Annotated in this window: 21 protein-coding genes; 15 read left to right on the top strand and 6 right to left on the bottom strand. The window is 73.9% G+C overall.

What is annotated here, in order from left to right; translation table 11 throughout:
- Positions 1 to 60 precede the first annotated feature (60 nt).
- The 4 genes from ACFWA9_RS28220 to ACFWA9_RS28205 form a co-directional block, all read right to left on the bottom strand.
- Complete coding sequence (locus ACFWA9_RS28220; RefSeq protein WP_380390685.1) at positions 61 to 984, bottom strand: helix-turn-helix domain-containing protein; 924 nt, start codon at positions 982 to 984, stop codon at positions 61 to 63.
- A 213-nt stretch (positions 985 to 1,197) separates the two neighbouring features.
- Positions 1,198 to 2,196, bottom strand: a complete 999-nt coding sequence (locus tag ACFWA9_RS28215; protein ID WP_380390683.1) for an alpha/beta hydrolase — start codon at positions 2,194 to 2,196, stop codon at positions 1,198 to 1,200.
- Positions 2,197 to 2,539: 343 nt separating this feature from the next.
- Positions 2,540 to 3,517, bottom strand: coding sequence for a helix-turn-helix domain-containing protein (locus tag ACFWA9_RS28210; RefSeq protein ID WP_380390681.1), 978 nt, complete (start codon positions 3,515 to 3,517; stop codon positions 2,540 to 2,542).
- 381 nt (positions 3,518 to 3,898) lie between these two features.
- Positions 3,899 to 4,720, bottom strand: coding sequence for an alpha/beta hydrolase (locus tag ACFWA9_RS28205; RefSeq protein WP_359803957.1), 822 nt, complete (start codon positions 4,718 to 4,720; stop codon positions 3,899 to 3,901).
- A 449-nt stretch (positions 4,721 to 5,169) separates the two neighbouring features.
- Between ACFWA9_RS28205 and ACFWA9_RS28200 the strand changes: the two genes are divergently transcribed.
- Positions 5,170 to 7,245 carry a discoidin domain-containing protein gene (locus ACFWA9_RS28200; protein WP_380390678.1) on the top strand — a complete coding sequence of 692 codons (2,076 nt, stop codon included), beginning with the start codon at positions 5,170 to 5,172 and terminating at the stop codon, positions 7,243 to 7,245.
- A 66-nt stretch (positions 7,246 to 7,311) separates the two neighbouring features.
- On the opposite strand, the gene ACFWA9_RS28195 is transcribed toward ACFWA9_RS28200, so the two are convergent.
- A complete protein-coding gene (locus ACFWA9_RS28195) occupies positions 7,312 to 8,181 on the bottom strand; it encodes a helix-turn-helix domain-containing protein (protein WP_329486337.1) in 870 nt (289 codons plus the stop codon).
- 396 nt (positions 8,182 to 8,577) lie between these two features.
- The gene (locus ACFWA9_RS28190) at positions 8,578 to 9,309 is read right to left on the bottom strand and encodes a GyrI-like domain-containing protein (protein WP_380390676.1); all 732 of its coding nucleotides are present in this window, start codon (positions 9,307 to 9,309) and stop codon (positions 8,578 to 8,580) included.
- A 353-nt stretch (positions 9,310 to 9,662) separates the two neighbouring features.
- On the opposite strand from ACFWA9_RS28190, the gene ACFWA9_RS28185 reads away from it, so the two are divergent.
- The 14 genes from ACFWA9_RS28185 to ACFWA9_RS28120 all read left to right on the top strand — a co-directional run bounded on the left by ACFWA9_RS28185 (position 9,663) and on the right by ACFWA9_RS28120 (position 24,991).
- The gene (locus ACFWA9_RS28185; RefSeq protein ID WP_329486339.1) at positions 9,663 to 10,985 is read left to right on the top strand and encodes a TrpB-like pyridoxal phosphate-dependent enzyme; all 1,323 of its coding nucleotides are present in this window, start codon (positions 9,663 to 9,665) and stop codon (positions 10,983 to 10,985) included.
- Positions 10,986 to 11,235: 250 nt separating this feature from the next.
- Entirely contained in the window at positions 11,236 to 12,345 is a 1,110-nt protein-coding gene (locus ACFWA9_RS28180) for a 2-deoxy-scyllo-inosose synthase (RefSeq protein WP_380390674.1), read from the top strand.
- 93 nt (positions 12,346 to 12,438) lie between these two features.
- A complete protein-coding gene (locus ACFWA9_RS28175) occupies positions 12,439 to 13,077 on the top strand; it encodes a methyltransferase domain-containing protein (protein WP_329486341.1) in 639 nt (212 codons plus the stop codon).
- Positions 13,078 to 13,210: 133 nt separating this feature from the next.
- Positions 13,211 to 14,047, top strand: a complete 837-nt coding sequence (locus tag ACFWA9_RS28170; RefSeq protein ID WP_352291414.1) for a sugar phosphate isomerase/epimerase family protein — start codon at positions 13,211 to 13,213, stop codon at positions 14,045 to 14,047.
- A gap of 7 nt (positions 14,048 to 14,054) precedes the next feature.
- A complete protein-coding gene (locus ACFWA9_RS28165) occupies positions 14,055 to 14,975 on the top strand; it encodes a deoxyribonuclease (RefSeq protein ID WP_329486343.1) in 921 nt (306 codons plus the stop codon).
- The gene (gene mfnA / locus ACFWA9_RS28160) at positions 14,920 to 16,167 is read left to right on the top strand and encodes a tyrosine decarboxylase MfnA (protein ID WP_380390672.1); all 1,248 of its coding nucleotides are present in this window, start codon (positions 14,920 to 14,922) and stop codon (positions 16,165 to 16,167) included. Before ACFWA9_RS28165 ends, mfnA begins: the two co-directional genes overlap by 56 nt.
- Complete coding sequence (locus tag ACFWA9_RS28155; protein ID WP_329486345.1) at positions 16,164 to 17,621, top strand: B12-binding domain-containing radical SAM protein; 1,458 nt, start codon at positions 16,164 to 16,166, stop codon at positions 17,619 to 17,621. Before mfnA ends, ACFWA9_RS28155 begins: the two co-directional genes overlap by 4 nt.
- The gene (locus tag ACFWA9_RS28150; protein ID WP_329486346.1) at positions 17,618 to 18,670 is read left to right on the top strand and encodes a zinc-binding dehydrogenase; all 1,053 of its coding nucleotides are present in this window, start codon (positions 17,618 to 17,620) and stop codon (positions 18,668 to 18,670) included. Before ACFWA9_RS28155 ends, ACFWA9_RS28150 begins: the two co-directional genes overlap by 4 nt.
- On the top strand, positions 18,667 to 20,001 hold the full coding sequence (locus ACFWA9_RS28145) for a phenylacetate--CoA ligase family protein (protein WP_380390669.1): 1,335 nt from the start codon (positions 18,667 to 18,669) through the stop codon (positions 19,999 to 20,001). The genes ACFWA9_RS28150 and ACFWA9_RS28145 overlap by 4 nt, the downstream gene beginning before the upstream one ends.
- The gene (locus ACFWA9_RS28140; RefSeq protein ID WP_352291418.1) at positions 19,998 to 20,903 is read left to right on the top strand and encodes an NAD(P)-binding domain-containing protein; all 906 of its coding nucleotides are present in this window, start codon (positions 19,998 to 20,000) and stop codon (positions 20,901 to 20,903) included. Before ACFWA9_RS28145 ends, ACFWA9_RS28140 begins: the two co-directional genes overlap by 4 nt.
- The gene (locus tag ACFWA9_RS28135; RefSeq protein WP_380390667.1) at positions 20,900 to 22,039 is read left to right on the top strand and encodes a BtrH N-terminal domain-containing protein; all 1,140 of its coding nucleotides are present in this window, start codon (positions 20,900 to 20,902) and stop codon (positions 22,037 to 22,039) included. The genes ACFWA9_RS28140 and ACFWA9_RS28135 overlap by 4 nt, the downstream gene beginning before the upstream one ends.
- Positions 22,040 to 22,044: 5 nt before the next feature.
- Positions 22,045 to 22,725 (top strand): class I SAM-dependent methyltransferase, encoded by a 681-nt coding sequence (locus ACFWA9_RS28130; RefSeq protein WP_380390665.1) that lies wholly within the window; start codon positions 22,045 to 22,047, stop codon positions 22,723 to 22,725.
- Between the two features lie 15 nt (positions 22,726 to 22,740).
- Positions 22,741 to 24,240 (top strand): coproporphyrinogen-III oxidase family protein, encoded by a 1,500-nt coding sequence (locus ACFWA9_RS28125; RefSeq protein WP_352291421.1) that lies wholly within the window; start codon positions 22,741 to 22,743, stop codon positions 24,238 to 24,240.
- A complete protein-coding gene (locus tag ACFWA9_RS28120; protein WP_329486352.1) occupies positions 24,227 to 24,991 on the top strand; it encodes a class I SAM-dependent methyltransferase in 765 nt (254 codons plus the stop codon). Before ACFWA9_RS28125 ends, ACFWA9_RS28120 begins: the two co-directional genes overlap by 14 nt.
- Positions 24,992 to 25,029 lie beyond the last annotated feature (38 nt).

Below are 25,029 nucleotides of genomic sequence, written 5' to 3'. Positions count from 1 at the left end.
GGCCGGGCGTCCGCGCCCGGCCGACGCCGGGGAGCCGCTCACTCCGCCACCCCTCCGGGCTCAGCCCGGGAGGGCCGGGTGGGTGGCGGGGTCGTGGGCGGTGGACTGCCAGGCACGGGGGGTGAGGCCGTAGGTGGTGCGGAAGACGCGGCTGAAGTGGCTGGTGCTGACGAAGCCCCAGCGGCCGGCGACGGCGGCCACGGTGGCGGGGCGGGCCGACGGGCGGGCCAGGTCGCGGCGGCACATCTCCAGGCGGCGGCGCTGGATCCAGCGGCCCACGGTGACGCCCTCGTACTGGAAGAGCTTGTGCAGGTAGCGCACCGAGAAGTGGTGGGCGGCCGCGATCCCCTCCGGGGAGAGCCCGGGGTCGGGGAGCCGGCGCAGGATGTACTCCTTCGTCCGGGCGATCGTGGCCAGGACCTCCTCGGGCACCGGTCCGGCCGCCCGCCGGCGGTGCTCGTGGGCGAGGACGGTGAGCAGGTCCACTGCCGTGCCGGCGAGCCGGGCGGCCACCTGCGGGTCCGGTGCGACCCCGGGGCGGGCCAGCCGGTCCAGGTAGGCGGCCACCAGCGCGGCCGTCCCGGTGTCCGAGCGGAAGGCCGTGCCGGACAGCTCCCGCAGGTCCTCCTCGGCCACTCCGGCCGCTGCCCGGGGCCAGTGGAAGGCCGTGCCGGAGAAGGCCTCCGACACCTCCAGGACGACCGGGCGGCCGGTCCGGGCGACGGCGAACTCGCCCGGCCGCAGGGGCACCCCGTGACCATCCAGGAGCAGCGCCGCCGTGCCGTGCCGCGGCAGCACCAGGGTGATGTGGTCGCCGCGGCCGCACAGCACCACGCTGCGGCCCTGCGCGGCCGGCCACGGACCGGCGACGATCGAGGAGACCCGCAGCGGGCCGAGCCGGTGGCCGGCGATGCTCGCGGCGAAGGGGACGCGGCCGGACGGGACGGGGACGGACGGGACGGGGACGGGGACGAGGACGGGCATCGGTACTCCTGCGACGGCCGCCGGGGTGGTCCCGGGCGGCCGGGTGCTGGCACGGGGTGAGGGGAGGGCGCGAGCGACGCGGCCCGCCCTCCCATCCCAGCCGGTCGGACGGCGGGTGACCAGGAAGAACAGCAGGAGGAACTGCGCGGTCGCCGGTGCCGCACGAGCCCCCGTTCTGCCCCGCACCGGCCCCGGCTACCAGCGGCGGCCGGCCTACCAGGAGCGGCGGTGCAGGGCGAGGTGGAGGGTGTCCACGGCCTGGATGAGGGCGGAGCGGGCCGAGTCGGTGCGGCAGTGCGAGTCGAGCAGGACGAAGCCGTGCACCACGCCCTGGTAGCGGGTGGCCACCACCGGCACCCCGGCCCGGCGCAGCCGGGCCGCGTAGGCCTCGCCCTCGTCCCGCAGCACGTCGGCCTCGGCGGTGATCACCAGCGCCGGTGGGAGCCCGGCGAGTTCCTCCAGTCCGGCGCGCAGCGGGGCTGCCAGGGACTGCGCCCGGCCGGCCGGGTCGGGCAGGTAGGCGTCCCAGAACCGGCGCATGTCCGCCCGGTGGAGGAAGTACCCGTCGGCGAAGGCACGGTAGGAGGGGGTGTCGAAGTCCGCGTCGGTCACCGGGCAGATCAGCACCTGGTGGAGCAGCTCGGGGCCGCCGCGCCGGCGCAGGAGCAGGGTGAGCGCCGCGACCAGGTTGGCGCCCGCGGAGTCGCCGGCGGCGGCGATCCGGCTCCCGTCCAGCCCGATCTCGTGGCCGTGCGCGGCGATCCAGCGGGCGACGGCGTAGCACTGCTCGACGGCGACCGGGAACCGCTCGGCGGGCGGGCGCCCGTAGTCGACGAGGACCACGGCGGCGTCCGCGCCCACGGCGAACTCCCGCAGCAGGTGGCGGTAGCTGTCGGCGTCGCCCAGCGCCCAGCCGAGGCCGTGCAGGAAGAGGACCACCGGGGTCGGCCGGGCGGCGTCGACCGGGCGGATCACCTGGATCCGGACGTGACCGGCCGGTGTCGGCAGCGCCAGCCGGGTGGCGACGGTGTCCCGGTGTCCGTCCGACGGGTGGGGCCCGGCCAGGAAGGCGAGGTCGAGGGGCTCCGGCGCGCTCCCGCCGGGCGGCGCCGCCGTCCGAACGCGGCGGGCGTGGGCGCGGGCGGCCAGGAAGTCCTGGAGGCCGTCGTCCAGGATCGGGCCCGGGGCCTCGGGGGTGGTGCTCTCGGACACTGGTGTGCTGCTCCTGGCGTAGCGGCCGGGTCGGACCGGCTCCGCGGGTGGGCGTCGCCCCGCCCGGGTGGTCGTGGGCTCGCCCGGCGCCGCGGCGGGCGGCGTGCCGGCGCCGCGGGTCCGGGCACGGCGGCGAGCCGGGGGTACTGCCACCGTGCCCGGAGAGCGTGCCGGCCGGGGCCCTGGGCGCCCGGCCGGCACGTCGTCACCTTAGGGACCGGCCGGGCCCGGCACCGTACCCGGAGCGCACCGGAAGCCGCCGCTCCGTGCACGGCGGTCAGCCGGTCCCGCGCCGCTCCGTGCACGGCGGTCAGCCGGTCCCGCGCCGCTCCGCGCACGGTGGTCAGCCGGCCGTGCGCGCCTCCTCCGTACACCGCGCCCGCCACTCGCGCGGGGACGTCCCGTACGCGGCCCGGAAGGCCCGGCTGAAGTGCGCGGGGTTGACGAACCCCCAGCGCTGGGCGACCGCCGAGACGGTCGGCGCGCTGCGGCTGCGCCGGCCGAGCTCCCGGGCGCACTCCTCCAGCCGGCGCCGCTGGATCAGCCGGCCCACCGTCACGCCTTCGTTCTCGAAGAGCCGGTGCAGGTAGCGCACGGAGATGCGGTGGGCGTCGGCGATGCCCTGCGGGGTCAGCCCCGGATCGCCGAGGTGGCGGTCGATGTGGGCGCGGACCAGCCGGACGAGGTGGGCGCCGGCCTCGTCGGGGCCGGCCGCCGGGCGCCCCGCCAGCTCGCCGAGCAGGGTGAGGAACAGGTCGGCGACGCTGCCCGCCAGGAGGTCCCCGACGGCGGACGGGTAGCTGGGCGCGGCGTCGGCGAGGGTGTCGAGGAAGGGCAGCAGGACCGCCCCGAGGCTCTCCCGCGAGGTGACGGCCCGCCCGGTCACCCGGCGGATGTCGGCCTCCGGCACACCGAGCAGCCGGTGCGGCAGGTGGAACACGTGGGAGCGGAAGCGCTGCGGGTAGTCGACCGAGTAGGGGCGTGCGGTGTCGTACAGCACGAGGTCGCCGGGCGCGACCTCGGCCCGGCGGCCGTCCTGGGTCAGCACGGCGTGGCCGGACACCTGGACGCCCACCGCCACCTGGGCCTCCGCCCCGGCCGAGCGCGCGATCAGGCCCGGCGTCCGGGACAGCCGGGTGGCGTCCGCCTCCAGCGTGGACACCCGCAGGCTGCCCAGCCGGTGCGACTCCAGCCGGCCGTCGAACGGGCCGTCGGCGAGCGGCACCACCTCCACCGGCGCCAGGGCGTACGAGACCGCCCGGCCCCAGTGCCCCGCCTTCTCCCCGTCCGGCACCGCGGCGGTTGTGACCCGCAGGTTCACCTGGCTGCCCCTCTCTGTCAACGTTCCCGGCCGAAGCCCCGCACGACCAGCCTGCGGCAGGGAGCGGATGAGTGCCTAGGTCATCTGACTGTCGTTCTGGCGAGCCGGGCGCCCGGGCGCGCTGGGGCACGGCTCCCCCGGGCCGGCGGCCCTCCCGGCGGGGCCCGCCGTTCGTTCCGTCCGCGCCGGGGCGTGGCACCCGGCGGGCCTGGGTCGCCGGGCAGGGTCAAGGCTCACCGGCCGTCAGCCGTGCTCGCGCCCGCCCGGGAACGCCCGCACGCCCCGGACCTGCGCCGATGCGCCGGTCCGGGGCGTGCGGGGGCCGCGGGGGTGGTGGGGTGGCCGCCCGGGGCGGGCCACCCCGCCGGATCAGGCGTCGGATCAGGCGCCGAGGAACTCCAGCAGGTCCTTGGTGAACGCGGCCTCGTAGGCCCCGACCAGGCCGTGCGGGGCGCCCGGGTAGACCTTGAGGACGCCCTGGGAGAGCAGCTCGACGCTCTTCTCGGCGGAGGCGGCGATCGGCACGATCTGGTCGTCGTCGCCGTGGGCGACCAGGACCGGGATGTCGATCTTCTTGAGGTCCTCGGTGAAGTCGGTTTCCGAGAACGCCTCGACGCAGTCGAGGGCGCCCTTGAGGCCGGCCTGCATGCCCTGCAGCCAGAACTCGCGGCGCTTGCCCTCGGAGACCTCGGCGCCCGGCCGGTTGAAGCCGAAGAAGGCCTCGCTGAGGTCGTAGTAGAACTGCGAGCGGTCGGCCGCGACGCCGGCCCGGATGCCGTCGAAGGCCTCGATCGGGGTGCCCTCGGGGTTGTCCTCGGTGCGCAGCATCAGCGGCGGCACGGCGCCGAGCAGGACGGCCTTGCGCACCCGGTCGCTGCCGTGCCGGCCGAGGTAGCGGGCGACCTCGCCGCCGCCGGTGGAGTGGCCGACCAGGACGGCCTCGGTGAGGTCGAGCCGCTCCATCAGCTCGGCCAGATCGTCCGCGTACCGGTCCATGTGGTTGCCGTCCCAGGTCTGCTCGGACCGGCCGTGCCCGCGCCGGTCGTGGGCGACGACCCGGTAGCCGGCCTCGGCGACGGCGACGGCGAGGCCGTCCCAGGCGTCGGCGTTCAGCGGCCAGCCGTGCGAGAGGACGACGGGGCGACCGGTGCCCCAGTCCTTGTAGAACTTCTGCGAGCCGTCGGAGAGCGTGATGGTGGGCATGAGGAGCCTTTCGGAAGGGGTGTCACGGCCGGCCCGGAGAGCCCGGGCCGGAGCGCCCGGGCCGGGGGGCTGCCACGGGGCCGGCCCGGCCTCCGTGCGGAACACCGGCAACGCTAGAACGCCCTCGGGCCGAGCGGTGCTCCCTCCCTGCACAGCCCTTGCCCACGCGCGCACCGCCCGTTTCCCGGACCGCCCGGGGCGCTCCGGGCCGGCCCGGGACCGCCCGGCCGGTCTCCGCATACCGGACAGTCAACTACCGCATCGAACACGGCCTTTCACGTCAACGGACCATCCGTCCAGGGCTATTGACTAAGAATCCAACAGTGGCGATTCTCATCGCACCGAGTACGCGGGACATGACAGTCGCCCGGCGCGGAACAATCAAACACCCCGCGCCGGCGGGTCGTTCGTCCCCGTCGTCCCTGCATCGACGACACGAATGGTGGCCGATGAAACCCCCACAACCCCACCCTCATCCGCACCGCAGGCGCAGAACCGTCACGGCCCTGGCCGCGCTCCTCACCCTCCTCTCCCTGCTGTTCGCGGCCCCCGCGCCGGGAGCCTCGGGCGGGACGGGCTGGTGGAACCCGGTCGCCCGGCCCGCGCCGGACTCGCAGATCGGCGTCACCGGTGAGCCGTTCCGCGGGACCGACGCCCAGGGCAAGGTCCGCGGCTTCGTCGACGCGCACGACCACCTGATGTCCAACGAGGCCTTCGGCGGCCGTCTCCTGTGCGGGAAGACGTTCTCCGAGGCCGGGATCGCGGACGCGCTCAAGGACTGTCCCGAGCACTACCCCGACGGCTCGCTGGCGGTCTTCGACATGATCACCAAGGGTGGCGACGGCAAGCACGACCCGGTCGGCTGGCCCAGCTTCAAGGACTGGCCGGCCCACGACTCGCTGACCCACGAGCAGAACTACTACGCCTGGGTCGAGCGGGCCTGGCGCGGCGGCCAGCGGGTGCTGGTCGACGACCTGGTCACCAACGGGGTGATCTGCTCGGTCTACTTCTTCAAGGACCGCGGCTGCGACGAGATGGACTCCATCCGCCTCCAGGCGCAGAAGACGTACGACCTGCAGGCCTACATCGACCGGATGTACGGCGGGACGGGCAAGGGCTGGTTCCGGATCGTCACCGACAGCGCGCAGGCCCGCCAGGTCGTCGCGCAGGGCAAGCTCGCCGTCGTGCTCGGCGTGGAGACCTCCGAGCCGTTCGGCTGCAAGCAGATCCTGGACGTCGCCCAGTGCGGCAAGGCCGACATCGACCGCGGCCTGGACGAGCTGTACGGCCTGGGCGTGCGCAGCATGTTCCTGTGCCACAAGTTCGACAACGCGCTGTGCGGGGTCCGCTTCGACGAGGGCGCCCTCGGCACGGCGATCAACGCCGGCCAGTTCCTGTCCACCGGCACCTTCTGGACCACCGAGCAGTGCGCCGGGCCGCAGCACGACAACCCCATCGGCCTCGCCGCGGCACCGGAGGCCGAGAAGCTGCTGCCGCCGGGGGTGACCGTGCCGGCGTACGCGGCGGGCGCCCAGTGCAACTCCCGCGGCCTCACCGACCTCGGTGAGTACGCCGTGCGCGGGATGATGCAGCGCAAGATGATGCTGGAAGTCGACCACATGAGCGTCAAGGCGGCCGACCGCGCCTTCGACATCCTGGAGTCCGCGTCCTACCCGGGCGTGATCTCCTCGCACAGCTGGATGGACCTCGATTGGACCGAGCGCGTCTACAAGCTCGGCGGCTTCGTCGCCCAGTACATGAACGGCGCCGAGGCGTTCAGCGCGGAGGCGAAGCGCACCGACGCGCTGCGCGACAAGTACGGGGTGGGCTACGGCTACGGCACCGACATGAACGGCCTCGGCGGCTGGCCCGCGCCGCCCGGCGCGAACGCCCCGCACCCGGTCCAGTACCCGTTCCGCACCACCGACGGCGGCTCGCTCGTCGACCGGCAGACCACCGGCGAGCGGACCTGGGACTACAACACGGACGGCGCCGCGCACTACGGCCTCGTGCCGGACTGGCTGGAGGAGATCCGGCTGGTCGGCGGGCAGGGCGTGGTGGACGACCTGTTCCGGGGCGCCGAGTCCTACCTGACCACCTGGGGCAGCACCGAACAGCACCGGGCCGGCACCAACCTGGCCGCCGGCGCCCCGGCCACGGCCGCGTCCACCGAATGGAACCCGTTCGTCAGCTACGCGGCCGGCCGGGCCGTGGACGGCGACAGCGGCACCCGCTGGGCCAGCGACTGGAACGACGACCAGTGGCTGCGGCTCGACCTCGGGTCCACCACCCTGGTCGGACGCGTCACGCTGGACTGGGAACGCGCCTACGGGAAGGCGTACCGCATCGAGGTGTCCACCGACGGGGCCACCTGGACGTCGGTGTGGTCCACCACCACGGGGGCGGGCGGGCTGGAGACCGCGCGGTTCACCGGCGTCCCGGCCCGGTACGTCCGCGTCCACGGGGTCCAGCGCGGCACCGGCTGGGGCTACTCGCTCCACGAGGTCGGGGTCTACAGCACCTGACGGACGGCACGTGCGCGGCTTCGCGGCCCCGGGCGGTCGCCCGGGGCCGCGGGGCGTGCGCGGCGCTCAGTTCCGGCGGGTGTGCGGCATCAGGTAGACGTCCACCGCGACCTGGCGCTCGGGGTGCGCCGAGGGGAACGAGGAGAACTCCAGGTAGTACGGCAGCGGCGGGCGCTCGGTGCGCTGCATCCCCTTGGTGGCGGCGCTGACCGCCAGGTGCATGTAGGTGAACGGGATCAGCTCGGGCGGTCCGACGTGACGCATCGCCAATCCTGTTGAAGCCGGAACGACTTGGACGCCCATCCCGTCCCGGGTCTGCGGGTCGAAGCGGTCCGAGACCGGCACGCAGATGTCGTGCCGGGTCCGGGCGCCGATGAAGAAGTCCGGATCGTCGTAGGAGACGCCCAACGCCTTGGAGCGGGCCGGGCAGTGGCCGTGGGTGGTGAGCCAGCCGCGCAGCCGCTCCCAGGCGGTGTCGGCGCTGTCGATCGGCCCGAGGTGGGAGTAGAACGCGACCCGGCGCTGCGGGATCGCGGCCGGCCGGATGTCCGAACCGGCCGCACCGGCGGTCGGCCAGGCGGTGTTCTGCGGGTTGGTGCGCAGGTCGGTGGGACATATCCCGTACGCGGACCGGAACGCGCGGGTGAAGGCCGCGTGCGAGTTGTAGCCGGCGCTGACCGCGATGTCGATGATGGTGCGGTCCCCGTAGACCAGCCGGTAGGCCGCCAGGGAGAGCCGGAGCCTGCGGACGTAGCGGTGGATCGGCTCGCCGACCTGGTGCCGGAAGACCCGGCGCAGGTAGTCGGGCGAGGTGTTGGTGGCCATCGCCAGCTCCTCCAGCGAGACGGCGGCCTCACCGTCCCTGACCTGGGCCACGATGTGGGGGATGGCCCGGCGCAGACGCTCGTCGTGGCTGCTCAGCGTGTCGATCTTCATAGCAGACTGAAGCCCTCCGCTTCTCGGGTCCCTCGGGCGGGGTCCGACGGGCGACCGGAGCCGAGCCCGGGCCTGTTGGAGCCGACGCCTGACCGACCGATGGCATGACAATCGATCGCACCTCAATGCCTACCTGCGCGGTCACCCCCCGTGCGCGCCAGGGTCAGACGTCCAGATCCACCTCGCCCCGTGGTGTGTCCGGTGGACGGACGCCGCCCTGACAGCGGCTCCCGGGGACGGGCGAAGACGGGCCCCGACGGGCACCTGGCCCTGACGGGGATTCTCACGATGCTAGGGGGGGCGTCCATGGCTGTCCAGCGGGCCGCAGCCGGTGCACGGAGGTGCGCCACGGCGGCCACGGGAGGTCAGGGGTCCGTACCCGGGTGTGCCGACGCCTCAGGACACCGGCTGGCGCAGGATGGTACGGCGTCGCTCGGGGGCCGTCCTGGTCGGGTCCGAGAGGTAGATCTCGTGGTGCCGGCCGGCCTCGCGCAGCCCCTCGGTGTGCAGGTAGTCGTGCAGCAGCTTCACCGTCCGAGGCTCGGTCTCGTACGGGCCCTGGTGCAGCACCTGGACGCAGCGGCCCTCGGTGAAGGACTCCCGGCGCAGCCGGCCGACCGCCTCGGCCCCGGCCTTCCCTTCCGCCTTGGCCTCCGCCTTGGCGAGCGCGGCGGCGAGTTGCGCGTCGGTGTAGGGGACGGGCTGGCGGATCAGCAGGGTCCACCGCCAGCCGGCCCGGGCGCCGGGGCCGTAGGAGTCGGCGGAGACGGCGTCGAAGTGCGGGTCGTCGCTGTGCCAGAGCCCTTCCAGCGGCATCACCGCGTAGTCCGTCCCGGTGTCGGCCCGGACGGCGAACTTCAGGGCGTAGGAGACCGCGTACAGCGCGGCGATGGCGGGCCCGAACTCGGGGCTCTGCTGCGGGTCGCCGGTCCCGTCAAGGGCCAGGAAGGCGAACTCGGGGACGTCGAGCGGCTGCGGGACGGCCTTCGCGCGGTACAGCTCGCCGCCCAGCTTGCGGTGGTCGGTCTTCTCGGCTTTCTTCCCGGGCTGCTCTGCCTTCCCGGCCTGCGCGGTCCTCTTCTCGGCCCTCTGCTCGGTCTTGTTCTCGGCCTTGCCGGTGGTACCCATGGTGCACAACTCCCGTACGACTGCGGATCGGGGCGCCCGGGGCGCCGGTGGAACAGGGCGACCGGTGGCCCCCGCAGGGGCGAACGAGACGGCGCGACGACGGTCACCGCGCGTCCGGTCGCACGGTCCGGGCCGCCGCCGCGCCGTCGGTCCGGGCTCCTGACCCGGGCTTCACCCAGGAGCGGGCCGGTCCGGGACCGCTTTTCCACCGTTGCGGTCAAGTACTCCCCCGGCAACCGATCCAAAGCTTGACTGAGCCGGTCAACAACGCTCCTACCGCTTCTCACCCGGTCGTTTCGCTGCGAGAACTGACGTGCGCGGTTCCCCCATCCGGATGACGAGAGGGATGCATCGTGACTCCAGCCGCCCAGTGGACCCCCGTGCCGGTGCCGGCCGCAGCGGACCCCCATGAGGTCCCGTCGCACTGGTTCAACCTCGTCCCCAGCCTGCCCGGCCCCGTCCCGCCGCCCCGCGAGCCCGAGGGCGCCGAGCACGACGCCTGGGGCTCCCGGCTCGCCCTGCAGCAGCGGATCCGGCTCGACGCCGTCCGCGCCCAGGACGGTGCCACCGAACCCTTCCTGGCCATCCCGGAGCGGGTGCGCGAGGAGCTGGCGTCGATCGGACGCCCCACCCCGCTGCTGCGGGCCCGGGCCCTGGAGCGCTACCTGGAGACCCCGGCCCGGATCTACCTCAAGCGCGAGGACGTGCTGCCCACCGGCAGCTTCAAGCTCAACTCGGCCATCGCCCAGGCCCACTACGCGGCCGAGCAGGGCGTCGACACGCTGGTCACCGAGACCGGCGCCGGCCAGTGGGGCCACGCGGTGGCCTGGGCCGCCCGCCGCTTCGGCCTCAGGGCCGTCATCTACTGGGCCGGCGTCTCGGCCCGCCAGAAGCCCGGCCGCCGGGCGCTGATCGAGATGCTCGGCGCCGAGGTGCACGCCTCCCCCAGCGAGCGGACGCCGGTCGGCAAGGCGCTGCTGCGCGACGGCCGGCACCTGCTGGGCTCGCTCGGCACCGCGATCGGCGAGGCGATCAGCCACGCCGCGCTGCACCCGGAGACCCGCTACATCTCCGGCAGCAACCTGGCCCACGTACTGATCCACCAGACCGTCATCGGCCAGGAGACCAAGGCCCAGCTGGCCGCCCTCGGCGAGCGGCCGGACGCGCTGGTGGCCTGCGTCGGCGGCGGCAGCAACCTGGGCGGCTTCATGGGCCCCTACCTCGCCGAGAAGGCGGAGCGCGGCGACGACCTGCTGCTGCTCGGCGCGGAGTCCGCGAGCGCCCCCCGGCTGACCCGGGGCACGCTGCGCTACGACCACGCCGACCCGGAGGGCGTCACCCCGCTCGGCAAGTCGTACACCCTCGGCCGGGACTACGAGCTGCCGGAGACCCACGTCGGCGGTCTGCGCCAGCACAGCGGCTCGCCGCTGATCGGCGTGCTGCGCGGCGAGGGGCTGCTGGACGCGGTCGCGTACGAGGAGACGGACGTCTTCGAGACCGGGCGGCTGGTGCTCTCCACCGAGGGGATGCTGATCGCGCCGGAGTCCTGCCACGCCCTGCGCGCGGCCGTGGACCGGGCCGTCCTGGCCCGCGAGACCGGGCGGGCCGAGGTGATCGTCGCCTGCGTCAGCGGCAACGGGCTGCTCGACCTCGACGGCTACCTCGCGCACCGCTGACCACCGGCGCCCCGCGCCCACCACAGGCACCCGTCACCGGGCCCTCCGCCGGGCCCCGCACCACCGCCCGCGCACGCCGGGAGCGTGCCACCGCGTACCCGGGGCCGCGCGCACCACCGGGGGCACCACCCCCGCGCACGACCGAGGTCACGGCACCACCCGCACCGGCACCGCCCGGGCGAGGCGCGCGCACCCCAGGACCACCCGTTCCGACACCACCCGTTCCGACACCCTGCACGAAAGGACCGACGTGTCCGACGGAACCATCATCGAGCTGTCCAGCGGGACCAGCCCAAGCTGCCCGTACTATCTCGGCGAGTCCATCGGCGACCGGCTGCCCGAGTACCTCGGCCGGCACGCCTTCGACGAGTTCTACCTGGTCACCAGCCAGCCGCTGTACGAGCTGTTCGGCCGGGACCTCGCCAACCGGCTCGGCCGGGCCGGCGTCGCCGTCAACCTGATCACCGTGGCCGAGGGCGAGGGCGTCAAGGGCTGGCCCGAGCTCACCGCCCTCTGCGAACGGCTGGTGGCCGCCGGGGCCACCAAGGACTCGATCGTCGGCGCGCTCGGCGGCGGCATGATCAGCAACCTGGCCGGACTGGCCGCCGCCATGGTCTACCGGGGCCTGCGCTTCGTCGAGATCCCGACCACCATGCTGAACCTCACCGACGGCACCCTCAGCAACAAGCAGGCGATCAACGGCGCCCTCGGCAAGAACCAGTTCGGCGTCTACCACGCGCCGCTGTTCATCTGGGCCGACGTGGCGATGCTGCGCAGCGAGCCGGAGCGCCAGCACCGCAGCGCGCTGGTGGAGGCGCTGAAGAACGGCCTGGTCAACGACGCCGCGTGGGTGGACCGGATGGAGGACCTGCTGACCGGCGGTGTGGCGGGCATCCGGGACGACCTGCTCGGGGTCTGCCACGAGGTGGTCCGCAGCAAGCTGGGCATCCTGGCGCAGGACCCGGGCGAGCGCGGCGCCGGCATCATCCTGGAGTACGGCCACACCGTGGGGCACGCCGTGGAGTTCCTCTCCGGGGGCGCGCTGCTGCACGGCGAGGCGGTCGGCATCGGGATGTGCGCCGCGGCCCGGCTGGGCATCCGGCTCGGGATCACCGCCCCGGAGGTGCTGGCGCGCCAGGAGCACCTGCTGGGCACCCTGATCGGCAGTCCGACCACGGTGCCCCGGGAGTTCACCCCGGAGCGGATCGTCGAGGTCATCCTCAGCGACAACAAGCGCCGGGCGGGCAGCGCGGTGCGGTTCGTGCTGGTCCCCGAGGTCGGCCGGGTGCACATCGTCGACGGCGACCACGAGACGCCGGTGCCCGAGCCGCTGCTGAAGAGCGTCCTCGCCGAGGCCTGACCGCCCCGTACGCGCCAGGGCACCGCGCGCACACCCCCGACCGCCGGCCCAGCAGGGCCGGACGGCCCGTTCGGCCTCCCGAAGGAGTCATCCATGAACGACGCGCATTCGCCGGAGATCGCCGAGACGGTCTACCGGCTCGACGGCCCGCTGCGCTGGGCGCTCGGCGAGGTGCAGGACCTGCTGCGCTCCGTCGGCGCCGCGCCCGGCCAGCAGGTGGTCGACGTCGGCGCGGGCACCGGCTACGCGGCCGTGCCCGCCGCCCGGCTGGTCGGGCCGGAGGGCTCGGTGCACTGCGTCGACGGCAGCCCGGAGCTGCTGGAGGTGCTCGCCGGCCGGGCCGCCCGCGAGGGCGTGGCCGACCGGGTGACCCGCACCGTGAGCCCGGTGGTCCCGCTGCCCGTCGCCGACGCCGCCGCCGACCTGGTGATCTCCACCTACGTCCTGCACGAGCTGGCCGACGACGCGCCCGCCGCGATCGCCGAGATGTACCGGGTGCTGCGCCCCGGCGGGCGGGTGGCGCTGGCGGACTACCGCAAGACCGCCGACAAGGAGCGCAACCGGGAGATCGAGGCCTGGTACGCCCGCCAGCCCGACGGCGCTGGTCCCGAGGAGGTGCACCTGCGCTTCACCCTCAACGAGTTGGAGGAGATGCTGCGCGCCGCCGGCTTCCAGCGGATCGAGCTGCGCACCTGGCACGACTTCCACGTGCACGCCACCGCGGAGAAGTGACCGGCCCACCCGGACACCGGAGCCCCGGCGCGGCACGCGCCGACGCGGCCGCGCACCAGCACCCGGCGACCGGCCGGCCAGGACCCGCCGGCCACCGTCGTCACCACCGTCACCAGCCAGAAGGAGAACTGTCGTGGTCAAGCTTGCCTACAACGCCAACGGCCTGCGGACGATCTCGGTGGAGCGGGCGATCGAGGCGGTCGCCGACGCCGGCTACGAGGGGATCGAACTCTCGCTCCACCCGGCCCACCTGGACCCGTTCGCCTTCGGCCCCGCCGAGGCCGCGCCGATCCGCAAGGCCCTGGAGCGCACCGGCCTGACGGCCTGCTGCCTGGCCGCGGGCGCCGACAACCTGCTCGGCGAGGAGCGCTTCGAGCCCTCGCTGATCCACCCCACCGCCGAGGGCCGGGCCCGCCGCGTCGACCTCGTCCTGCGGTCGGTCCGGATCGCCGACGAACTCGGCATCCCCTACGTCAACTTCGCCACCGGCAAGCGCAAGCCCGAGGTGACCGAGGAGCAGGCCCGGCAGTGGCTGGACGAGGGCGTCCGGCAGGTGCTGGACGGCCCGGGCACCGCGGTGCTGGCGATGGAGCCCGAGCCGGAGTTCTTCCTGGAGAGCAACGACGGGGTCGCCCGGCTGGCCGACGCGCTGGCCTCGGACCGCTTCGCGCTCGCCCAGGACCTCGGCCACTGCCGCGTGGTGGAGGAGGACTACCTCGCCTCGGTGGAGCGGAACCTGCCCTACACGAAGATCATCCAGGTCGAGGACATCAAGGGCCGGGTGCACCACCACGAGATCCCCGGGGACGGCGACATCGACTTCGCCGGCTTCTTCTCGGTGCTGGGGCGCGGCGGCTACGACGGCTACGTCAGCGTGGAGCTGTACAACCACGCCGACCGCTACGAGCACGCGCTGCGCCGCAGCCGCGAGGTGCTGACCGCCGCGATCGCCGCCGCCGCGCAGGGCTGAGCCCGTCGTGCCCGCCGACCGCCCCGGCCCGCCGCCGCCCCCGCCGCCGCTCGCCCCCCGGGCCCTGCACGGGACCGGACTGACGCCGCTGTTCGACCACCACATCCACACCGACCTGCGCAACGCCGACGACTACGAGCTGATGGCCGTCAGCGGGGTGCTCACCGCGCTCGCCCCGTGCTCCGCCTCGCTGGAGGCCCGGGACTCCGGCAGCGCCTTCGCCGCCCGCTTCGAGCGGCTCGCCGGAGCCGAGACCGCCCGGGCCGCCGCGTACGGGATCGACCTGCACGTGGCGCTCGCGGTGCACGCGGCCGACATGGCGGGGCTGCGCGGCGCGCTGGCCGGGATCGAGGTGCTGGAGCGGTACCTGGACCACCCGAGGGTCCGGGCGCTGGGCGAGGTGTCGCTGCGCGGCGGCGGCCCGGACGAGGTCGAGGTGCTGGAGCGGCAGCTGAAGCTGGCGTCGGCGCGCGCGCTGCCGGTGCTGGTCGAGTCGCCGCCCGCGCTGCCGGCCTTCCGGGAGATGCTGGCGCCGCTGGCGGGCGCGGTGGAACGGGCCGGCATCGACCCGGCCACGATCGCCCTGCTCGACCTGGACGAGCAGCGGATCGACCTGCTGGCCGAGCACCCGGCGCTGCGCGGGCTCGGCGGGTACGGGATCGCCGTCGCCCCGCGCCAGGACGCGCTGTTCCAGGTCCGCGAGAAGCAGTCGCACCGCGAGGTGCTCGGCCTGCTGGACCGGTTCGGCCCGGAGCGGCTGATGCTCAACACCGGCCTGCACTTCGGCTCGGCCGACCCGCTGGGTCTGGCCAGGACGGTGCACCGGCTCCGACTCCATGGTGTCCCCGAGCAGATCGTGAGGGCTCTCGCTCATGGCAACGCTGCCCAGTTCTTCGCCGTCCCCCACCGGGTCCCCGCCGCCGGGTGAGTTGGCCGGCGCCCGCCCGCACGGGCTGCCCGACCGGGGCGTCCCCGTCGAGCGGGTGCTGGCCGAGCTGGCCGGGCTCTGCGCGGACGACCACGACTACCGGGACGGCACCGTCTTCAACTCGATCTGCTCGACGCCGCTGCCGGTGGCCGAGCAGGTGTTCGCCGCCCACCAGCAGTCCAACATGGGCGACAACCGGATCTTCCCCTCGCTGCCCCGCGCCGAGGCCGAGGTGACGGCCATGCTGGCCGACCTGATGGACGGCCCCGGGGCCGCCGGGGTGGCCACCTCGGGCGGCACCGAGGCCAACCTGCTGGCGGTGCTCGCCGCGCTCCGGCACCACCGGGCCCGCTTCGGGGCCGGTGCGCCGGCCCGGGTCCTGATGGGCGACAGCGCGCACTTCTCCTTCGACAAGATCGCCGCGCTGCTGGCGGTCGAGGTCGTCCGCGTCCCCTCCGACGAGCGGCTGCGGGTCGACACCGGGCGGCTGCTGCCGCTGGTGACCCCGGAGACCGCGCTGGTGGTGGCCACCGCCGGCAGCTCCGAGTCCGGCGCCGTGGACGACGTGCCGGCGATCGCCGCGCACGCCTCGGCGCTCGGCGTGCCGGTGCACGTGGACGCCGCCACCGGCGGGTTCCTGGTGCCGTTCGCCCGCGAGCTGGGCGACGACCTGCCGGCGATCGGCTTCGGCGTCGACGGCGTCAGCTCCATCACCCTGGACCCGCACAAGTACGGCGGCGCGCCGATCCCCGCGGGCCACGTGCTCTTCCGCGACCCCGGGGCGCCGGACGCGCTGCGCACCTCCTCGCACTACCGGGGCACCCTCGACCACCACGCCCTGCTCGGCACCCGGCCCGGCGGCGCCCTGCTGGCCACCTGGGCGGCGCTGCGCGCCCAGGGCCGCAGCGGCTACCGGGCCTCGGTCGCCGGGCTCTGGGAGCGCCGGGCGCTGCTGGTGCGGCTGCTCACCGAGGCCGGTTTCGAGGTCGCGCCGCGGCCCGAGCTCACCGTGGTGACGGTCCGCCACCCGAGCCCGGAGAAGCTGGTCGACGCGCTGGAGGAGCGCGGCCTGATCGCCTCGGTGGCCCGCCGGCTCGGCCTGCTGCGGCTGGTCGTGCACTGGCACCAGAGCGAGCGGCAACTGCGCGGCCTGGTCACCGCGCTGGCCGAGGTCGACGGGGGCCGGCCGTGAAGATCCTCTTCGTGTCGATCAACAAGCTGAAGTCCTTCCGGCCGGTCCTGCCGATCGGCATGGTCACCATCGCCACCCAGGCGCGGGCGGCCGGGTACCAGGTCGAGACGCTGGACCTGATGTGGGAGGAGGAGGACGAGCCGGTCGTCCGGGCCGCGGTCCGCGCCTTCAAGCCCGACGTGGTGGGGATCTCGATCCGCAACGTCGACTCGCAGAGCATGCTGGAGCCGGTCGTCTACACCCCGCTCGCCCGCGAGGTGGCCGACTGGTCGCGCGACGAACTGCCCGGCGTCACCGTGCTGCTGGGCGGTCCGGGGTTCTCCACCGTCCCCGAGGACCTGATGGACTTCGTCCGGGCCGACTACGGGATCACCGGTTTCGCCGAGGAGTCCGTCCAGCCGCTGCTGGACCACCTGGCCCGGGGCGAGGAACCGCTGGACGTGCCCGGGGTGATCAGCCCGCGCGAGGGCGGCGGCTACCACCGGCGCGACGCCGTCTTCCGGATCGACTACCGCAAGGCGGCCCGCCCCGACCCGGCCCTGTACGACCAGCGCTACTTCAGCTACTCGTACGAGACCCACGACCGCAGCCTCAAGGTGCCGGCGACCATCCAGACCAAGAAGGGCTGCGTGCTGGAGTGCGTCTTCTGCAGCAACTTCCTGGTGGACGGCACCGGCGTGAAGTTCGACGAGGTCTCCCGGGTGGCCGACGAGGTGGAGCGGCTGCGCGACGAGGGCCTGGAGGTCCTGGAGATCGTCGACGGGGTCTTCAACCTGCCGCTCAACTACTCGCTGGAGGTGCTGCGGGAGTTCGTCCGCCGGGGCATCGAGATGCCGTGGTCCTGCATGGTCAACCCGGGCAACGTGACCTCCGAACTGGTCGACCTGATGGTCCGCACCGGCTGCTACTACGTCGAGTTCGGCACCGACTCGGCGTGTGACCGGATCCTGCGCGGGCTGAAGAAGAACTTCCGCCAGCGCCAGATCATCGAGTCGCACCGCAAGTTCGTCGAGGCCGGCATCCGGGTCGAGCACTGCCTGTTCATCGGCAGCCCCGGCGACGACCGGGACTCGGTCCGCGAGACCTTCGACGTGATGGAGCAGCTCGTGCCGCCCGCCACGCCCGACGTGCACGCCTTCTGGACGCTCGGCCTGCGGGTCTGCCGGGGCACCGCCCTGCACACCACCGCCGTCGCCGAAGGCATGATCACCGGAACGGAGCGATTCATCGTGCCCAAGTACTACTGCTCCCGCGCGGTCATCGAGGACGCCGCCGTCCTCGACGAGATCCAGGCGCGGGTGCTCGCCAACGACAACTGGTACCTGTGGTGGGGGCTCAACTCGATCAGCCTGCGCGAGCGCATCACCATGGCCCGCGCGGAGAGCGAGCGGATCGAGGCCGAGCTGAACGACCACCTGCCGCCGCTCCCGGCGGCCGGGGACGGTGCCCGGTGAGCGCCGGGGCGGACCTGCGGCTGACCGGCCCCGGCCGGCTCACCGTCGACGAGGCGAAGCCGCCGACCGCGCCGCTCGGCCCGGACGAGGTCCTGGTCGAGGTCGACCGGGTCACCCTGTGCGGCAGCGACCAGGCGCTGTACGACGGCGCCTACGGGGGCCCGAGCAGCTACCCGCTGCGCTTCGGCCACGAGTGGTCCGGCCTGGTGGTCGACACCGGGAGCAACGGCCGCGCGCTGCTGGGCCAGTGGGTCACCGGCGACTGCTCGCGCTGGTGCGGGGACTGCCCGCGCTGCGGCACCGACCGCAACGTCTGCACCCGGATCGAGAAGTTCGGCCTCACCGTCGACGGCTTCTCGACCCGGCTGCGGACCGTGGACCGCCGCTACCTCTACCCCGACACGCACGGCCTGGGCCCCGGCCTGCTGGCGCTCTCCGAGTTCTTCGCCGTCGCCGCCCAGGGCCTGCGGCGGATCGACCCGCGCCCCGACGAGCGGATCCTGGTGATCGGCGCCGGCGCCCTCGGCCTGGCGAGCTACCTGCTGCTCACCGGGGCGTACGGGGCGGGCGGGGTGGAGCTGCTGGAGGCGGACCCGGTGAAGGCCGCCGCCGTCACCGCGCTGCTGCCGAGCGCCCGGGTCCGCACCGCCGCGCCCGAGCCCGACGCCGCCGCGCGGTCCGCCGGCGGGTACGCCGCCCTGACCGCCGCCGCCCGGTACGACCTGACCGTGGACTGCTCCAGCGGCGCCGACGGCCTCGCCACCGCGCTGGCCTGCGCCGTCCCCCGCGGCCGGGTGCTCTGCTTCGGGCTGCGCCGCAGCGCCGCGCTCCGCACCGACCTGCTGGTGGCCAACGCACTGACCCTGGTCGGCTCGATCGGCGGCACCGGCGGCTTCCACCGCGCCCAGGAGTTCCTGGCCGGCCACCGCGAGGAGGCCGGGCTGCTGGTCACCCACCGCCTGCCGGCCGAACGGGCGGCGGAGGCCTTCACGCTCGACCCCCGTACCCGGATCAAGACCCAGCTGATGTTTGGAGAGGATGCCCGGTGACCACCGCCGACCGCCCCCCGCACCTGCGCTATCCGGAGATCCGGGAGGCCGCGCTGGCCGACCTGGCCGCGTTCGAGAAGCTCAGCCCCGACCAGGTGCCCGACCACCAGTTCGCGCTGCTGCGCCGCCAGCTGGACCACGCCTTCGCCAACTCGCCGTTCTACCGGGAGCGCTGGGCCGGGCGGTACGGCTCCCTGCGGCCCACCAGTGCCGAGGAGCTGCGGACCCTGCCCTTCACCACCAAGGCCGAGCTGCGCGGCGCCTACCCGTTCGGCCTGCTGGCCGTCGGCCGGGAGGAGCTGATCCGCTACGGCGAGTCCACCGGCACCACCGGCAGCCCCACCTCCTCGATGATCACCTACGAGGACTGGATCCGCGGCAACGTCGCGGTCGAGCAGTCCGTCGGCCACGTGCTCGGCCCCGGCGACCTCGTCTTCATCGCCATCCCCTACGAACTCGCCTTCGCCTCCTACGACCTGGACCGGGCGCTGGAGCAGAACGGCGCGGCCGTGGTGCCGGTCGGCACGCTCAGCCTGGTCTGCCCGTTCGAACGGATGGTCGAGATGATGTGGACCGTCCGCCCGACCGCCCTGGTCTGCACGCCCAGCCGGGCGCTGCGCCTCTACGACATGCTGAAGGACACCGGGCGCGACCCGGCCGAGATCGGGCTGAAGACCTTCCTCTACGTCGGCGAGACCTGCTCCCCCGCCAAGCTGGAGAAGATCGCCGCGCTCTGGGGCGTCCGGCTCTCCAACGCCTACGGCTCGACCGAGACCAACTCGCTCGGCCTGGTCTGCGAGCGGGGCAGCCTGCACCTCACCGAGGACCGGCACCTGTTCGAGGTGATCGACCCGGAGACCACCGCACCCGTCCCCGACGGCACCGCCGGCGAACTGGTCATCACCGCCCTGGCCGGCCGGGCCATGCCACTGCTGCGCTACCGCAGCGGGGACTTCGTCACCGCCTCCGCCGAGCCCTGCGCCTGCGGCAGCCCGCGCCGGGTGCTCTCGCACCACGGCCGGGTCAGCGAGCAGCTGACCGTCGGCGGGCAGCGGATCAACAAGCTGGCGCTGGAGCAGACCGTGCTCGCCACCGAGGGTGCCGGCCTCTACTGGGCGGCCGGCGTCTCCGGGGACCACCTGGAGATCCGGGTCGAGGCCGAGGTCGAGGACCCGGCGGCGCTCTGCGCGGCCGTCGCCGAGCGGGTCACCGCGGAGTTCGCGGTGCCCGCCTCGGTCGCCCCGATCGACCGCGCCCAGGTGCGGCGGGCGATGGACCGGATGCTCAAGCCCGGCAGCCTCACCATCGAGGACCTGGAGGCGGTCTCATGACCCTCGGCCTGCGCCCGGGCAACCCCGCCGAACCCCGGCACAACGACCCCGGCACGATCGCCGTGGTCGGCCTCGGCCGGCTCGGCTCGGTGCTGGCCGACCGGCTGGCCGAGCGCTTCCCGGTGCTGCTCAACGACAGCGACCCCGCGGTCGCCCGGCGGGTCGCCGCCGAGCTGTCGCTGCCCGACATGGACCAGCGCGAGATCCTCTCCGCCGCCGACACCGTGCTGCTCTGCGTCCCGCCGCAGGAGACCGCGGCCGCGCTGCGCCGGCTCGCCGCGCTGACCGAACAGGTCGGCCGCCGGGCGCTGTTCGTCAACATGGCGACCAGCGTGCCCACCGAGGACCTGCCGGACCTCGGCGTGGAGGTGGTCGGCCTCAAGCCGGTCTGCCAGTTCACCGCCGTGGCCCTCGGCCTCAAGACCGTCCTGGTCACCTCCGCACCGCGCCGGATCGGCCTGCTGCGGACCCTCGCCGCCGACCTCGGCGAGGTGGTGCTCGGACCGGAGGCGTGCGTCGGCCCGGCCAACCGCGCCGCCACCAAGGCCGCCCTGCGCGCCTGCGCCGAACTGGCCGCCGAACTGACCGGCCGCGGCCTGCCCACCGACATCGTGCGGGCGGCGATCCGCAACGTCTTCGTCGGGACGGCGCTGGACTACCCGCCCTCGGACGCCAACCCCTACACCCGCTCGGTGCTGGAGGAGATCGCCGCCGAGGCCGCCGAGGCCGCCGGCGCCGCGCCGCCCGCCGCCGACCGGGCACCGGCCGGGCCGCGGGCCGCCGTCCGGCCACCGACCGTCCTGCCACCGACCGTCCTGCCGCCCACCGACCTCGTCCCGCCGGACGCGCTCGGCTGGGCCGCCTGGGCCGAGCGCCCCGTCACCCCGGGAGGACCCGCATGACCACCACCCCGCCGGACGTCCCGCACGGCGGCGCGCACTGCGAGACCGCGTCGATGCGCAAGCAGCTGGCCGCGCACGACCTGCAGATCAGCGAGGCGATGCTGTTCGGCGTGGCCGGCGGCATCAACTTCATGCACATGCCCGCCCCGCCAGGCGGACGCGGCTTCACCGGCGGCCGCAACGGCCCGTTCCCCGAGTTCACCCGGCGGATGGCGGCCGGCGTCGGCCTCGACCTGGAGGTCGCCGTCACCGACGACCCCGAGCGCGCCTGGGGCGACCTGCTGGCCGAACTCGACCTCGGCCGCCCGGCGGTGGTCTACGCGGACCTCTTCCACCTGCCGTACTTCCAGGCCACCCGGCACTTCGGCGGCCACGCGATCGTCGTCGTCGGCCACGACCGGGACAACGACACCGTCACCGTCTCGGACCGCCCGGCCCGCGCGCAGACCCTGACCACGGCCGAACTCGCCACCGCCCGGGCCTCCGGCCACCAGCCCTTCCCGCCCCGGCACGCCCTGCTGCGCGCCGACTGGAAGGCCGCCCGGTACCCCACCGAGGACGACATCCGCCAGGGCATCCGCTGGTCCTGCCGCGCGATGCTGCACCCGCCCGTGCCCAGCTTCGGGCTGCGCGGCCTCGACTCCTACGGCGCCGGTCTGCGGCACCTGCTGCTCAGCGACACCCCCGCCGCCGCCGTGGTGGACGAACTCGCCGGCGCCTACGTCGACTTCGAACTGGCCGGCACCGGGGGGAACGCCTTCCGCAACCTGTTCCGGACCTTCCTGACCCAAGCCGCCGAGCTCACCGGGGACCACCGGCTGGCCGACGCCGCCCTGCTCTGCGCCGACAGCGCCGGGCGCTGGGAGCGGGTCATCGCCCTGCTGCTGCCCGACTGGACGCCCGCGTTCACCGAACTCGGCGCCGCCTACCGGGCACGGGAGGCCGAACTGCTGGACGGCGGCGCCGCCGCCCTCGCCCGGGCCGCCCTGCTCGGCGAGCGGCTGCCCGACCTGCGAGCCGCCGCGGCCGCCGGGCTCGCCCCGGTCCGCGAGCGCCTCGCCGGGGAGCTGCGGGCCGCCCTGGCCTCCGTCGCCGAGACCGAGCGGGAGCTGTTCGCCCTGCTGAGGGAGGTGTGAGCGGGGTGACCACCGGCCTGCTGCCGGCCGTCCGGACGCCGACCCGCCACCGGCTCTCCGACGAGGCCGACCGCCTGGCGTACGACCGGTACGTGGCCGCCCGCAACCAGTACAAGGAAGAGTTCCTCGACCTGCTGGAGAGCGCGTGCACGGACGGCCCGGTGCTGGAGTTCGGCCCCGGCTACGGCGGGTTCGCCGCCCTGCTGCTGGCCCGCCGCCCGGTCGACCTGCGGGTGCTCTGCACCGACCCGGGCGCCGTCGCCCCGCTGCGCGAGCGGCTCGGCGCGGCGGTGCCGGTCGACCACTGGCCGGCCGGCGGCCCGCTGCCGGCCCCCCTCGCCGGGCGCCACCCGCTGGTCTACAGCGTGCACGCGCTCGGGGAGTGCACCGACCCCACCGCCCTGCTCCGCGGGGCGGCGCGGGCCCTGGCCCCCGGCGGCCGGCTGCTGGTCAACGACCTGCGCCGGGACCCGGACCCGTTCATCCTCGAATACACCCTGCGCGAGATGGCCGCCGACGACTCGCCCGACGGCCAGTACCGCTTGCGCACCTACCTGGACTCCCTGCGCGGCGCCTGGACCGGCGCCGAACTGCGTCAACTGCTCGACGCCGCGGGGATGGCCGACTGGGCGGTCGGCCCGGACGGCCCGATGGCACTCACCGTCGAGCACCACCGCGCCACCTGACGACCGGAGAGGCACATGACCCAAGAAGCGATCACCCGGAACTTCCTCGACACCCCCAGCTTCTGGCGCGACTACCCGGAGCGGGACATCGAGTTCGTCCGCTGGTACCCGTGCGACGTCAAGCCGCTGTCCGCGGACCAGATCTACGCCACCCGGGAGAAGTTCCCGAAGACCACGTCGTTCTACGTGCACATCCCGTTCTGCAACCAGGTCTGCACCAGCTGCCCGTACAACAAGTTCTCCACCCGCAACACCCTCACCCAGCGCTACATCCAGGCGCTCAAGCGGGAGATCGACCTCTACTCGCAGCTGCCGCACGTCCGGGACACCGTCTTCACCTCCGGCTACTTCGGCGGCGGCACGCCCACCACGCTGCGCGCCGAGGAGCTCGACGACCTGCTGGGCTACATGAAGCAGCGGCTCAACTTCAGCCCGGACTGCTCGGTCACCATCGAGTCCACCCCCGTCGACGTCGACCAGCAGAAGCTGGACGTGCTGCTCAAGCACGGCGTCAACCGGATGAGCCTGGGCGTCCAGACCTTCCACGACCCGCTGCTGCGCTACCTCGGCCGGGCCCGGGCGCACACCGGCGAGTCCGCCACCCGCACCATCGAGCTGATCGACCGCAGCGGCCTGGAGAACCTCTGCATCGACTACATGATCGGCATCCCCGGCCAGACCCCCGAGCTGTGGGCGCAGGACATCCGCACCCTGATGGACCTCCCGGTGACGTCCTTCTCGGTCTACAACTACGCGGTCATGCCCGGCTCGGAGGTGTTCTTCGCGCTGCAGAGCGGCGCCACGCCGCCCTGCCCGAGCACCCGCGAGGCCGACGAGATGTACCAGTACCTGCACACCACGCTGATGGACGCGGGCTACCTGGCGCTCACCTACAACGACTTCATCGAGCCGATGCGGCCCGAGTGGGAGGCGGCCGGGGTCAAGACGTACCCGGTGGTGAAGGACGGCAGCAAGCCGTACCGCGGCCTGGAGACGGACACCTTCTACCTGACCGACCACCTGTCCCAGATCTGGGGCCGGTGCGGGGACATGGTGGCCATCGGCTCGGGCGCCTACGGGTACCTGAACAACCACATGTACCTCAACGAGCCGGACATCGAGTCGTACATCAGCCGGTGCAACGAGGGCCGGCTGCCGGTGGTGATGGGCGCCTACACCGACGAGCACGAGCAGCGCTGCCGCAGCCTCGTCCTGGGGCTGAAGCTGCTGCGGGTCAAGCGCTCGGTCTACCGCGAGCGGCACGGCGTCGACCCGTACGAGTACTTCAAGGACAAGATCGACGACCTGGTGGCCAAGGGGCTGCTGGAGGTCGACGCCGACGCGATCCAGGTCACCTACCCGAAGGGCTGGTACTACATCGACAACATCTCCAAGAGCTTCTACTCGGACGCCAACTACCGGCTCCCGCAGCCGACCTCGGCGAGCACCGAGATCCTCAAGTGGCAGATCGACCGCACCGACGGCCGGAAGGGGCTCCCCCTTGTCCAGTTCTGAGACCACCGCGCGCCGCTCCCGCCGGGGGCGGATCTTCGACCTCGCCGAGCGGGCCCCGCAGGGCGACCCGTTCGAGACCGCCGAGGAGTGCCGCGCCTACGACCGCAGCGTGCGCACCTCGATGATCATCCCGATGCAGCACATGATGAAGCTGATCGGGCCGGACTGCGGTCCGGACAAGGACGTCCTGGAGATCGGCTGCGCCAGCGGGCTGCTGTCGCTGCGCCTGGCCGCCCAGCACCGCGACTCCACCTTCACCGGGCTGGACAGCAACGACGCCTTCCTGGAGGTCGCCCGGGAGAACACCATCTTCGCCAACCTGGTCTCCTACGGCGGCGACTTCGCCTGCGACTGGGCCCGGTACAGCCGGCTGCCGTACCCGGACGACAGCTTCGACGTGGTGTTCAGCTTCTGCGCGATCAACCGGTGGGACAAGCCCGCCCGGATCCTGCCCGAGCTGGCCCGGGTCTGCCGCCCCGGCGGCGCCGTCCTGCTGTACGACCTGGCCCGGGACGCCGACGAGGGCATGGTCTCGTTCGTGCTGCAGTACGCCGGCGGTGACGCCAACGCGTTCATGACCTCGCTGCGGGCCTCGTACTCCACCGAGGAGATGCGCGAGCTGCTCGACCAGGTCGGCCTGAACGACTGGAGCGTCACCAAGGAAGGCATCAACCTGGTGGTCTCCTCCCGGGCCAGGGACACCGGGTACACGGTCGGCGAGCCCGGCATCTACGAGCGGATCTTCGACTGACGGTCCCCGTCCCCAGGTCCGGGTGGGGTGCCCGCCGC

This window comes from Kitasatospora sp. NPDC059973, assembly GCF_042737525.1.
Taxonomy (GTDB): domain Bacteria; phylum Actinomycetota; class Actinomycetes; order Streptomycetales; family Streptomycetaceae; genus Kitasatospora.
This window is presented reverse-complemented; position numbering and strand designations above follow the sequence as displayed.